Source organism: Amycolatopsis sp. DG1A-15b, assembly GCF_030285645.1.
In the GTDB taxonomy this organism is placed as follows: Bacteria; Actinomycetota; Actinomycetes; order Mycobacteriales; family Pseudonocardiaceae; genus Amycolatopsis.
Genome location: NZ_CP127296.1, coordinates 8679911 through 8692225 on the forward strand (window position 1 = coordinate 8679911; position 12315 = coordinate 8692225).

10 protein-coding genes are annotated in these 12315 nt (G+C 71.1%); 9 read left to right on the forward strand and 1 reads right to left on the reverse strand.

Features of this window, described 5'->3' with window-relative positions:
* Nucleotides 1-7 precede the first annotated feature (7 nt).
* The 9 genes from asnB to QRY02_RS40450 all read left to right on the forward strand — a co-directional run bounded on the left by asnB (nt 8) and on the right by QRY02_RS40450 (nt 11710).
* Nucleotides 8-1918, forward strand: a complete 1911-nt coding sequence (gene asnB / locus QRY02_RS40410; protein ID WP_285987992.1) for an asparagine synthase (glutamine-hydrolyzing) — start codon at nt 8-10, stop codon at nt 1916-1918.
* The gene (locus tag QRY02_RS40415; RefSeq protein ID WP_285987993.1) at nt 1915-4092 is read left to right on the forward strand and encodes a bi-domain-containing oxidoreductase; all 2178 of its coding nucleotides are present in this window, start codon (nt 1915-1917) and stop codon (nt 4090-4092) included. Before asnB ends, QRY02_RS40415 begins: the two co-directional genes overlap by 4 nt.
* Complete coding sequence (locus QRY02_RS40420) at nt 4089-4283, forward strand: hypothetical protein (protein ID WP_285987994.1); 195 nt, start codon at nt 4089-4091, stop codon at nt 4281-4283. Before QRY02_RS40415 ends, QRY02_RS40420 begins: the two co-directional genes overlap by 4 nt.
* A complete protein-coding gene (locus tag QRY02_RS40425; protein WP_285987995.1) occupies nt 4280-6340 on the forward strand; it encodes a heparinase II/III family protein in 2061 nt (686 codons plus the stop codon). The genes QRY02_RS40420 and QRY02_RS40425 overlap by 4 nt, the downstream gene beginning before the upstream one ends.
* A 9-nt stretch (nt 6341-6349) precedes the next feature.
* Nucleotides 6350-7876: a right-handed parallel beta-helix repeat-containing protein gene (locus QRY02_RS40430; protein WP_285987996.1), complete on the forward strand. Its 1527-nt coding sequence runs from the start codon at nt 6350-6352 to the stop codon at nt 7874-7876.
* Between the two features lie 82 nt (nt 7877-7958).
* On the forward strand, nt 7959-9146 hold the full coding sequence (locus QRY02_RS40435) for an O-antigen ligase family protein (RefSeq protein WP_285994063.1): 1188 nt from the start codon (nt 7959-7961) through the stop codon (nt 9144-9146).
* The gene (locus QRY02_RS40440) at nt 9143-10312 is read left to right on the forward strand and encodes a glycosyltransferase family 4 protein (RefSeq protein ID WP_285987997.1); all 1170 of its coding nucleotides are present in this window, start codon (nt 9143-9145) and stop codon (nt 10310-10312) included. Before QRY02_RS40435 ends, QRY02_RS40440 begins: the two co-directional genes overlap by 4 nt.
* On the forward strand, nt 10309-10956 hold the full coding sequence (locus QRY02_RS40445) for a phosphatase PAP2 family protein (RefSeq protein ID WP_285987998.1): 648 nt from the start codon (nt 10309-10311) through the stop codon (nt 10954-10956). The genes QRY02_RS40440 and QRY02_RS40445 overlap by 4 nt, the downstream gene beginning before the upstream one ends.
* A gap of 139 nt (nt 10957-11095) precedes the next feature.
* Complete coding sequence (locus tag QRY02_RS40450; RefSeq protein WP_285987999.1) at nt 11096-11710, forward strand: maleylpyruvate isomerase family mycothiol-dependent enzyme; 615 nt, start codon at nt 11096-11098, stop codon at nt 11708-11710.
* Here QRY02_RS40450 and QRY02_RS40455 read toward each other — a convergent pair.
* Nucleotides 11697-12308 (reverse strand): HAD family hydrolase, encoded by a 612-nt coding sequence (locus QRY02_RS40455; RefSeq protein ID WP_285988000.1) that lies wholly within the window; start codon nt 12306-12308, stop codon nt 11697-11699. The genes QRY02_RS40450 and QRY02_RS40455 overlap by 14 nt on opposite strands.
* Nucleotides 12309-12315 lie beyond the last annotated feature (7 nt).

Genomic DNA, 12315 nt, shown 5'->3' on the forward strand with positions numbered 1-12315 from the left:
ACCCGAGATGTGCGGCATCGCAGGCACTTACCTCTGGCCGGACGGCGGGCCGCTCACCGACCGGCTGACCAAGACGCTGGCCCACCGCGGCCCGGACGGCTCCGGCCGCTACGAGCACCGCGCCGGTCCCGGTGAAGTCCACTTGGGACACCGGCGGCTCTCGATCATCGACCTGTCCGAAACCGGCGCGCAGCCGATGGTCCTCGACGGGCTCGCGCTGAGCTACAACGGCGAGCTCTACAACGCGCCCGAGCTGCGGGCCGAGCTTTCCGCGGCCGGCGTGCGCTTCCGCGGGACGTCCGACACCGAGGTGCTGCTGCAGGCGTGGCGGCGCTGGGGCACGGACTGCCTGCCCAAGCTGCGCGGGATGTTCGCCTTCGCGCTGTTCGAGGAGGGCACCGGCGAGCTGTTCCTGGTCCGCGACCAGCTGGGCATCAAGCCGCTGTTCTTCGTCCAGCGCAACGGCGGGGTCGCGTTCGCGTCCGAGCTGAAGGCGCTGGCCGGCGAACTCGGCGGGTCGCTGCAGGTCGACAACGGGGCCCTGATCGCGTCGCTGCTCTACTACTGGGTGCCGGACAGCCGGTGCGCCTACCAGGGCGCGGAGAAGCTGCAGCCGGGCACCTGGCTGCGCTGCCGCCCGGACGGCCAGGTCGACCGCGGCCGGTTCTGGTCGCTGCGCGAGGTCGCCGAGGAGGGCGCGGCCTTCGACGGAGAGGTCGACCTGCACTCCGTGATCTCCGAGTCGACGGCCAAGCACCTGCTCTCGGACGTCCCGGTGGCGACGTTCCTTTCGGGCGGGCTGGACTCCAGCTACCTGACGGCGTTGGCCGCGCGGTCGCAGCCGGGGATCTCCGCCTACACGATCGGGTTCCGAGCCGAGGACGCGAAGTTCGAGGCCATGCCGGACGACCTCAAGTACGCCCGGATCGTGGCGCAGCAGTTCGGCGTCGACCTGCACGAGATCGAGATCGCGCCGCAGGTGCTCGACCTGCTGCCGAAGATGACCTATCACCTCGACGAGCCGATCGGCGACCCGGCGGCGATCAACTCGTTCCTGATCTGCTCGGCCGCGCGCGAGGCCGGCGTCAAGGTGATGCTGTCCGGGATGGGCGCCGACGAGCTGTTCGCCGGGTACCGCAAGCACCTCGCGAACCTGATCGCGCTGCGCTACCACAAGGTGCCGGGGGCGGTCCGCCGTCCGGTCGAGTCCATTGTGGACCGGCTGCCGGTGGCGTCGGCCAAGCGCGGGTACCGGTCGGTGCGGTTCGCCAAGCGGTTCCTGTCCTTCGCGGGCCTGCCCGAGGAGACGGCGTTCCGGCGCAGCTACACGATGTACGACCGGACCGAGTTGCTCGACCTGGTGAACCCCGACCTCGCGCCGGTCGTCGACGACGTCCTGACCGAGCACGCGGACACCTACCACGACCAGGCTTTGGACGACTTCGTCAACCGCATGTGCCTGGCCGATTCGCGGATGTTCCTCCCGGGGCTCAACCTGACCTACACCGATCGGTCGACGATGGCGGCGTCCACCGAGGTGCGGACGCCGTTCGTCGACGTCGAGGTCGTGCGGGCCGCCTTCAAGATCCCGGGGAACAAGAAGATCGTCGGCCGCGCCGGCAAGGTGGCGCTGAAGAACGCGGCGCTGAACATCCTGCCAAGCGAGATCGTGCACCGCCCGAAGGGCCTGTTCAGCGCGCCGCTGCGGGCGTGGATGAGCCGCGACCTGGCGCCGCTGGTGCGCGAAGTCGTCAACGAAGGCGTGCTCGTCCAGTCCGGCTTCCTGCAGCGCGAGGCGCTGCAGCGCATGGTCGCCGAGGACGCCGCCGGCCAGGAGGACCGCGGCAAGCACCTCTGGCACGTCTTGACTCTTGAGTATTGGTACCGGAACGCGATGTCTGGAGCGGGAGCGAAGTGAAGCAGGTAGTCCAGAACTACAAGAGCGGGGAACTGGCGCTCCTCGAGGTCCCCGAGCCCGCCTGCAAGCCGGGTGGCGTGCTGGTGCGGACGGTGTACTCGCTGATCTCGACCGGCACCGAGATGATGAAGGTGTCCGAGGCCAGCATGTCGCTGGTGGGCAAGGCGAAGGCCCGGCCCGACCAGGTCGCGAAGGTCATGCAGAGCGTGGCCACCAACGGGCTCTCGGCGACCTACCGCAAGGTGACGTCCAAACTGGACTCCTACACCCCGCTCGGCTACTCGCTGTGCGGCGTCGTCGAGCAGGTCGGCGACGGCATCACCGACGTCTCGGTCGGCGACCTGGTGGCCTGCGCCGGCAACGAGCACGCGCTGCACTCCGAGCTGAACTGGGTGCCCAAGAACCTCTACTCGCGCGTGCCCAACGGCGTCGACCCGCGGCACGCCGCGTTCGGCACCGTCGGATCGATCGCCATGCAGGGCGTCCGCCGCGGCGAGCCGCAGATCGGCGACGTCGCGCTCGTGATCGGGCTCGGCCTGATCGGCCAGCTGGTCGTGCAGCTGCTGGCGTCGTCCGGCGTGCGCGTCGTCGGCGTCGACCCCGACCCGGAGCGCTGCAAGCTGGCCGAGAGCCTCGGCGCCCTGACCTGCGCGCACCCGGCGTCCGGCATCGTCGACACGGCCGTGGACGAGCTGACGCACGGCGCGGGCGTCGACCAGACCTACCTCGCCGCGGGCGGCAACACGAACGACCCGGTGGAGCTGGCCGCGAAGCTCTCGCGCGACCGCGGCCGGGTCATCGACATCGGAAAGTGCAAGCTCGACCTGCCGTGGAACGCTTACTACGAGAAGGAACTGGACGTCCGGTTCTCCCGCTCGTACGGGCCGGGCCGCTACGACCCGTCGTACGAGCTCGAAGGCCGTGACTACCCGATCGGCCAGGTCCGCTGGACCGAGCGCCGCAACCTCGAGTGCGTCCTCGACCTGATCGCGCGCGACCGCCTCGACGTCGAGCCGCTGATCACGCACGTCTCGGACTTCTCTTCCGCTGTCGAGACGTACAAGTCCTTGAACGAGGGTGAGCTCAAGGCTGTCGCGGTGCTGTTCCGCTACCCGGACGCGGTCGCCCGGACGGAGCCCGTGGTCACGTCCGCGCGGGTCGGGCTGGTCGCGTCTTCCGCCACCGCGCTGCCGGCGGGTCAGCCGGTGCGGCTGGGGTTCATCGGGGCGGGGAACTACGCGTCCTCGATGCTGCTGCCGCACCTGGTCGAGCGCGACGACGTGCAGCTCGAGCACGTCGCGACGACGTCGGCGCTCTCCGGCGCCAACGCGCGGCGCAAGTTCGGCTTCGCGGCGGCGTCGACCGACATCGACAACGTTCTCGGCGACTCGTCGATCGATGCGGTGTTCGTCGTGACCCGGCACAGCTCGCACGCCGAGCTGACCCGCCAGGCGTTGCTGGCGGGCAAGGCGGTGTTCGTCGAGAAGCCCCTCGCGCTGTCTCCCGAGGAGCTGCAGAAGGTCCTCGACGCGATCGAGGAGTCCGGCAACGACCGGCTGCAGGTCGGCTTCAACCGCCGCTTCGCGCCGCTGCTGCACGAGGCCCGCGAGCAGTTCGGCCCGCGCGTCGGCCCGGCGAGCGTGCGGTACCTGGTCAACGCCGGCCGCCTCGACCACGGCAGCTGGTACAACCAGACCGCCTCCGAGGGTTCCCGCTTCGCCGGTGAGGGCGGGCACTTCATCGACACGGTGAGCTGGCTGCTCGACGCCGACCCGGTCTCGGTGTACGCCACCGGAGACCTCCAGGTGACCCTCGGCTACCCCGACGGGTCGACGGCGGTGATCACCTACGCCGAGACCGGCTCCTCGGGCTTCCCGAAGGAGACCCTGGACGTCGTCGCCGACGGCAAGGTCCTCAAGTTCGACGACTTCGTCCGCGCGTCGGTGTACTCGCGAAAGAAGTGGGCCAGCTCGCGCATCCCGAAGGGCCGCGACAAGGGCCAGGCCGCCGAGGTCAACGCGTTCCTGTCGGCGGTGCGCACGGGCTCGCCGATGCCGATCTCGATCGCTTCGCTGGCCGCGACGACGCTGGCAACTTTGGCCGCGCAGACGAGCGTCGCGAACGCGGCGCCGGTGCGGATCGAGCTGCCGCAGAAGGCGGGTGCCCCGGCATGACGAGCGACGCGCCGATCCGGTCGGCGCTGCCGAGCGGTGACACGGCGGGCGCGGCATCGCTCCGGCGGTCCCGGCCATATCCGGGCATGCCGGGTGTGGCCTCGGTCCGGCGGCTCCGGCCGCACCCGGACATGCCGGGCGTGGCCTCGGTCCGGACGGCGCTGCTGCCGAAGGCAGGTGCCCGGCCATGATGGGTCCTGGCTGGTACCTGCGCCGGCTGTCCCGGATGGGCCCGGCGGAGGTTGCCGGCCGCGCGCGGCACGCCGTCGTCCAGCGGCAGTGGCGGTCCGCGCTGCCGACACCGCCGGACTGGCCTTCGCACCCGCGCTTCACCGCGACGCTGCCCGCCGGGGTGCTGGGCAAGGTGTCCGGCGATGCGGTCAAGCGGCTGCTGGTCACGGCCGACGAGCTGATGGCGGGCCGCGCGGAGTTCTTCGGCGTCGAGCGCACGGACTTCGCGGCGCCCGACTGGTTCCTCGACCCGAAGACCGGGCGCCGCGCGCCCTCGGACAGGTACGCGTTCGACGTGCCGTACCGGTCCGAGGACACGGTCGGTGACATCAAGCAGATCTGGGAGCCGTCCCGCCACCAGCACCTCACCGTGCTGGCCGCGGCTTTCGCGGTGACCGGCTCGCCGGCCTACGCCTCGCGCGTCGCCGAGCACCTGCGGTCGTGGTGGGCGGCGAACCCGCCGTTGCGGGGGCCGCACTGGGTGAGCGGCATCGAGCTGGGCATCCGGCTCCTGTCGTGGGTCTGGACGCGTCGCCTGCTCGACGGCTGGCCGGGTGCCGCGGAACTGTTCGAGGAGAACCCCGACTTCCAGCTCCAGCTGTGGCACCACCAGAACTGGCTCGCGACGCTGCGCAGCCACGGCTCGTCGGCCAACAACCACGTCATCGCCGAGGACGCCGGGCTGCTGGCCGCGGCCTGCGCGTTCGGCTGGTTCCCGGAGTCGGCGGGCTGGCGGGCCGCGGCGATGCGCTCGCTGGACGTCCAGCTGGGACGCAACACGTTCCCGTCCGGGCTCAACGCGGAACTGGCGTCCGAGTACCACGGCCTGGTGCTCGAACTCGGCCTGGCGGCGGCGGTCGAGGCCGACGCCGCGGGCACGCCGGTGCCGGATTCGACGTGGGACGTCCTGCTCCGGATGACCGACGCCCTGGCATCCATTGTGGACAACCGATTGCGGCCGCCCCGCCAGGGCGACGCCGACGACGGCTTCGGCCTGATCGTCGACGGCGCTTCGACCGACCGCTGGGCTTCCCTGCTGGCCTCCGGCGAGGCGCTGTTCGGCCGCCGGGACTGGTGGCCGCCGGTCCCGGGCGACGACGTACGGACACCCCTGCTGGCGTCGTTGGTGTCGCGGACGCCGCGTGCTTCCGGCGTTCGCCCGGGCCGCCGTCCGGCGCACCTGCGCGACGCGGGAATGACGATCCTGCGTTCGGGCCCGGTCTGGGTCCGCTGCGACGGAGGTCCTCACGGCTTCCTGTCGATCGCGGCCCACGCCCACGCGGACGCGCTGTCGCTGGAGGTCCGCCACGACGGCGTGGATGTCCTGGCCGACCCGGGCACGTTCTGCTACCACGGCGATCCGCAGTGGCGGTCGTACTTCCGGTCGACGCTGGGGCACAACACGCTCGAGCTGGCGGGCCGCGACCAGTCGGCTTCGGGCGGCCCGTTCCTGTGGACCCGCCACGCGGTGACGAAGGTGCTGGAGGTCCACACCCCGGACACCGGCCCGGCCCGCTGGTCGGCCGCCCACGACGGCTACGCCCCGGCGGTCCACCGCCGCACGGTCGAGCTGGACGGCGAGGTGCTGAAGATCGTCGACGAGGTGCTGGGCGAGAATTTGCCGGACGCCGCGCGTTTGGCGTTCCACTTCGGCCCATCGGTGACGGTCATGCTGGACGGCACCACGGCCCGCCTCCGCTGGACGGCCGCCCCCGCCGGGCCCGATTCGTTCGTCGGGGAGGGGAGCAGTGCCGATTCCCCGGCCGCCGGTGGTGGACGTGCGGCTGGTTCCGTGGCCGCCGATCCGCTTGTCGGACGGGTTTCCGGTTCTCTCGCCGGCGTCGTGCGCACCGCCGTCATGGAATTGCCCGCCGGACTCTCTTGGACCGTGCACCGTGGTGCTGCCGAGCCCCCGTTGGGCTGGTACTCCGCGGGGTTCGGGCGGAAGGAACCCGCCACCACCCTTGTCGGCTCCGGGTCGCCCGGTCACCTCACCACCCTGCTCCGCTTCAGTTAGGACCCGCCCGTGACAGCCCGCCGCTTCCGACTCGGCCGTGCAGCTCCGCTGCTCGGTGTCCTGCTCACGGTCGCGGCGTGCTCGGGTGGCCCCGACACCGACGGTGGTCCGGCCCAGGCCACCGCGGCCCCCAGCGGGTCGGTCGCCGCCGTGTGCGACAAGCAGCCGGCGGGCCCGTCCGCCGCGCCTGCGGGCGCCGTCGTCGTCGATCCCGCCGTGCCGGGGGACCTGGCGGCGAAGACGCGCTCGGCCGGGCCGAGCACCACCTTCTGGCTCAAGCCCGGCAAGCACATCCTCGGCGACGACAAGTACGACCAGGTGTCGCCCAAGGACGGCGACGTCTACATCGGTGCCCCCGGTGCGGTCGTCGACGGCCGGAAGATCAACCAGTACGCCTTCACCGGCCACGCGACCGACGTCAAGATCACCTACGTGACCGTGCAGGGCTTCGCCGCCCCGCGCGACGAAGGCGTGGTCAACCACGACTCCGGCGACGGCTGGGTGATCGAGCACTCGACCGTCCAGGACAACGACGGTGCCGGCCTGATGGCGGGCGCGCGCCAGCAGGTGCGCGGCAACTGCCTGCGCCGCAACGGCCAGTACGGGATGAACGCCTACTCCGGCGGCACGCCGATCACCGCGCTCGTCGTCGAGGGCAACGAGATCGCCGGCAACAACACCGGCGACTGGGAAGCGAAGATCGACGGCTGCGGCTGCAGCGGCGGGGTCAAGTTCTGGGACGTCGACGGCGCCGACGTGCGCGGCAACTGGGTGCACGACAACCACGGCACCGGGCTGTGGGCCGACACGAACAACAACGACTTCCTCATCGAGGGCAACCTCATCGAGAACAACGACAGCGCCGCGCTGATCTACGAGATCAGCTACAACGCCGTCATCCGGGACAACACGATCCGCAAGAACAACTGGGCCGACGGGCGCCGGTACGCCGACAAGAGCGACAACTTCCCGACGTCGGCGGTCTACATCTCCGAATCCGGCGGCGAGCCGCGGATCAAGGCCCGCACCGCGAAGATCGAGATCTCCCGCAACTACCTGGAGAACAACTGGTCCGGGATCACGCTGTGGGAGAACGCCGACCGGTTCTGCAACAGCCCGGCCAACACCTCCTCGGGCGACTGCACCCGGCTGGTGCCGGCCGTCAAGCAGTGCGCGGCCCCGGCGATCACCAGCGGCGCGCTCCTGGCCGACTGCCGCTGGAAGACCCAGCACGTCGACATCCACGACAACAAGTTCGTCCTCGACCCGGCGGTCGTGGGCTGCCAGGCCTCCTGCGGCCGGATGGGCCTGCTCTCGAACTTCGGCAGCTACCCGGACTGGTCGCCCTACCGCGGCGACGACGTCCAGGAATCGATCACGTTCAAGCAGGACAACCGCTGGCACGACAACAGCTACGCCGGCCCGTGGACGTTCGTCGTCCACTCGGCCGACCGCGTCCTCGAGATCGGCGAGTGGGAAGGTGCGCCGTACTCGCAGGACAGCGGGAGCACCTTCACCGCCCAGGGCGGGGGCTGACGTGACGGCGCAGACCGGACTGGCCGGCCTCCGCGGCGACGCCGCGCCCGAAGCCGCGTCCTCGACGCCGAAGTGGGCGGGCCTGGCGTGGGCACTACTGATCCTCAACACGCTCGGCTCGACCGGTGCGAAGACGGTCCTCCCGCTGCCGCGGTCGGTCAGCCAGCTGGTCACCATGGGCTCCCTGATGACGGCTTTCGTGATCGCGCTGGCGCTGAACAAGCACCTGCGGATCCGCCCGAGCGCGTACCTGCTGCTGCTGACGGCGCTGCTGGCGACGAGCATCCTCGCCAGCGCCGACCTGCAGGAGGGCCTCGGCGCGTTGTTCCGCTGCTTCCGGCTCACGGTGTTCCTCTCCACGCTCTGGCTGCTGACCCGCTGGTGGGACGGCGGTTTCGACTTCGTCCGGTACCACATCCGCACGTACGCGGTCGTGCTCGCGTCGGTCGCGGTCGGCCTGGTGGTCTCGCCCGGCAACGCGCTGCCGGAGGAGTACGGCGGCCGGCTTTCGGGTGCGATCTGGCCGCTGACCCCGCCGCAGATCGGCCAGTACGCCGCCGTCATCTCCGGGCTCACGCTCCTCCTCTGGTTCGGGCGCCGCACCACCTTGCGCAGCGCGCTGGTGGTCGTGGTGCCGGCGCTGGGGCTGCTGATGCTCACGCACACGCGCACGGCGACGCTGGGCCTCGTCGCCGGTCTCGCTGTGGCCTTCCTGTCGATGGTGCTGACCAGTGCCCGCGCCCGGAAGGTGTTCGCCTGGACGGTCGGTGTCGGCGGGGTCGCCGGCGTGGTGCTCGCGGGTGCGTTGCAGACGTGGTTCCTCCGCGGCCAGAGCGCGGACAACTTCTCCAGCCTGACCGGCCGCGCCAAGGTGTGGGACGCCCTGCTGGACGCCCCGCGGTCGACGGCGGAGTACATCTTCGGGGTCGGGCTGACCGACAAGTCCTACGACGGCCTCCCGATCGACAACAGCTGGCTCGCGATCTACCACGAGCAGGGATTCGTCGGGATCGCGCTGGTGGCGGGGTTCCTCCTCACGTTGGTCGTGGTGGCCGTGCTGCGGCCGCCGTCACTGGCTCGCGCGTGCGCGATCTTCCTGATCGCCTATTGCATTTCGGCCTCCTACACCGAAGCGGGGCTCGGCGACGCGTCGCCGTACCTGCTGCACTTGGCGGTCGCCGCGTCGCTGCTGGTCCGCGGGGTGCCGCAGTCCGACGAAGAAGCATTCATCCCGACGAAGGGGGCAGACGTGCGAGGTGCAGGCGCGTGAAGGTGCTCGTGGTGCACAACCGGTACCGGTCCGAGCAGCCGAGCGGCGAGAACAACGTCGTCGACGCCGAGGTGACGCTGCTCGACGAAGGCGGCCACCAGGTGTCGTTGTTCGAACGCCGCAGCGACGACATCGCGGCGATGCCGCTGCCCCGCAAGGCCGCGGTGCCGCTGATGGTGCCGTGGAACCCGGCGGTGCGGAAGGAGCTCGCCGCCCGGCTGCGGGCTTCGCGCCCGGACGTCGTGCACATCCACAACACGTTCCCGCTGCTGTCGCCGTCGGTGGTCGCCGCGTGCGCGGACGCGGGGGTGCCCGCGGTCGCGACGCTGCACAACTACACGATGGTCTGCCCACCCGGCACACTCCACCGCGACGGCCGCATCTGCACCGAGTGCGTCGGCGGCTCACCGCTGCCGGCGGTGAAGCACGGCTGCTACCGCGGTTCTAGCGCGGCCACGCTCCCGATGGCGGCGAGCATGGTCGCGAACCGGCGCCGGTGGTGGACGGGCGTTTCCCGGTTCTTCTGCATTTCGGCGGCCCAACGTGACCTCCTGGTGTCGGCCGGGATGCCCGGCGAGCGGATGGCGGTGAAGCACAACTTCGTCACCGACCCCGGCGTCCGCCGCACCGGCGCCGGCAAGCACGTGCTGTTCCTCGGCCGCGTCACCGAGGAGAAGGGGGTCGGCCTGCTGATGCGGGCTTGGGAGCGTCTCGACGGCGCCCTGGGGGTGCCGCTGGTCATCGCGGGTACCGGTCCGATGCAGGACGAGGTCGCGGCCTGGGCGGCCGCCCGCCCCGACGTCTCGTACGTCGGCCTCCAGAACAAGGCGGAGTGCCGCGCCTTGACCGCCGACGCGATCGCGGTGGTCGCGCCGTCGACCTGGCTGGAGGCCTTCGGCCTGGTGGTGGTCGAGGCGATGGCCGCCGGCGTACCGACGGTCGCGGCCGCGCACGGCGCGTTCCCCGAGCTGGTCGACGACGGTGTCACGGGTCTCCTGCACGTGCCGGACGACGAGGCTTCGCTCGCGGACCGCCTGCGCGCGGTCGCCGGCGACCGCAATGGCGACATGGGCGACGCGGCCCGCGTCCGGTACGAGAAGGACTTCACACCCGCGGTCGGCCTCGACCGCCTGATCGCCGGGTACGAGGCGGCGATCAAGGCGTGAGGCAGCTGGTCCGGACGGCGCCCGCGGCCTTGCCGGCCGTGCTGCGCGCCCCGCTGGCGATGTCGGCCGCCCTGGCGACGGCGGTACTCGTGGCCCTCGGCATCCTCCACTTCCACGACTCGGGCCTGACGGGCATCGACGCGGCATTTCTCCCGTCGATCGACGGAGTTCAGCCGCCGTGGCGGTACGTCGCCCTGGTCTTCGACTTCGGGGGCGAACCGGCGGGGTCGGTGATCCTGATCGCCCTGCTCGCGGGGATCTGCTTCCTGGCCCACCGTGTCCGGACGGCCGTGCTGACGGTGCTCGGCGTCGTGGTCACGGTGGCGGTGACGACGGTGTTGAAGCCGCTGGTCGGCCGCACCATCCACGGCGAGTTCCTGTCCTACCCGAGCGGGCACACGGCCATGGCGACGGCGCTCGCGCTGGTCATCGGGTTGTTGCTCACCGACCGGCTGGCGCTCGGGCGTGCGGCCGCGGTGGCGCTCGCCCTGGGGTTGGCCCTGGTCGCCGGCGTCGCGATGGGGTGGGCCGAGGTGGCGTTGGGCGCGCACTATCCGACGGATGCTGTCGGGGGGTTCTGCGCCGCGCTCGCGGCCGTCCCGGTGACCGCGTGGGTACTGGACCGCGTCGCCGACCGGCTCTGAGCATCGGCCGGACCGGTTTGCCGGTGTCGTGACCGGGCCGCCGGGCGAAGAGCCGGCGTCTTCGGTCGGTTGGCGGGTGGTGTCGGTCCTGGCGGGCCTCGTTCGTCGGTGGGGTGACCTACCTGTGAAGGAGACCCCCATGATCCAGGAGCTGATCGCCGCCGAGCGGCGGGAGCTGGCCGCGCTCCTCGATGAACTGCCGCCGTCCGCGTGGGTGGCGCCGACCTTGTGCGCCGGCTGGCGCGTTGCCGAGGTGGTGGCCCACATGACCATGCCGTTCCGGCTCTCGACCGGCCGGTTCGTGCGGGAACTGGCGAAGTCCGGCGGGCGCTTCAACGTCATGGCCGACCGCGTCGCCCGCCGGGAAGCGGCTGAGCTTTCCCGCGAGGCGCTGGTCGCCTCGCTGCGCGACAACGCCGACCACCCGTGGCGGCCGCCGGGTGGGGGTGCGGAAGGTGCGCTGAGCCACGACGTGATCCACGGCCTCGACATCACGACCGCCCTGCAGCTGGAGCGGCGGGTTCCGCTGGAACGCCTGGAGGTCATCTTCGCCGCGATGAAACCCAAGCAGGTCAAGTACTTCGGTACCGATCTGGCCGGCGTCGCCCTGCGTGCCGACGACCTCGACTGGTCGTACGGCACCGGCACACCACTCACCGGTGCGGCCCAGGATCTGCTGCTCGTCCTCTGTAACCGGCGGTTGCCCGCCGGTCGTCTTCGCGGGGAGCCGAGCGCGCGCTTCACCACGGTCTGAGCTCCTTTCTCAGCTGGTCCGTTGTGGACAGTCGAGGGCTGCCGAACCGCAGGGCTTGGAGACCCGCCGTGCGAGCCGCGGCGACGTTCGCCTCCCGGTCGTCGATGAGCAGGATCCGTTCGGGGATCACGTCGAGCCGCCGGCACAGCGCGGCGAACGCTTCGGGAGCGGGCTTGCGCACTCCGATGTCGCCGCTGACGAACCAGTCGGTGATGTACTCGCTCAGCCCGAAGCGCTCGCGAAGCAGCTTGGACCACTCGCTGACGTCGTTGCTCAGGCAGGCGAGTCGCACTCCGGTGACGTCGAGTTCGGCGAGCAGGGTCACCATGCCCTCGGTGAGGCGGTGGTTGCGGCAGTACTCCTCGTCCGACGCACCGGAAGCGCCGGCCGCCGCCCAGAACTCCGTGGACGACAGTTCGCCGAGGCTGCATTCCTCGTACAGCCGGGCGATTTCGTCATGACGCAGCACGCAGCCGTGACTGCGGAGGTAGGGGACGAGGAGCTCGCCGACGTCGTCGGCGCTCGAGTAGAGGACGCCCATGGCGTCGAACACGACGACGTCGATCGCGTCGCGATTGAGGTCGGTGGGAGCGGACATGTCTCCG

Bases quoted from the DNA above. Each gene is read 5' to 3' on its own strand.
- asnB (WP_285987992.1), top strand. From the start codon at position 8: ATGTGCGGCATCGCAGGCACTTACCTCTGGCCGGACGGCGGGCCGCTC.
- QRY02_RS40455 (WP_285988000.1), bottom strand. From the start codon at position 12,308: ATGTCCGCTCCCACCGACCTCAATCGCGACGCGATCGACGTCGTCGTG.
- QRY02_RS40450 (WP_285987999.1), top strand. From the start codon at position 11,096: ATGATCCAGGAGCTGATCGCCGCCGAGCGGCGGGAGCTGGCCGCGCTC.
- QRY02_RS40420 (WP_285987994.1), top strand. From the start codon at position 4,089: ATGACGAGCGACGCGCCGATCCGGTCGGCGCTGCCGAGCGGTGACACG.
- QRY02_RS40425 (WP_285987995.1), top strand. From the start codon at position 4,280: ATGATGGGTCCTGGCTGGTACCTGCGCCGGCTGTCCCGGATGGGCCCG.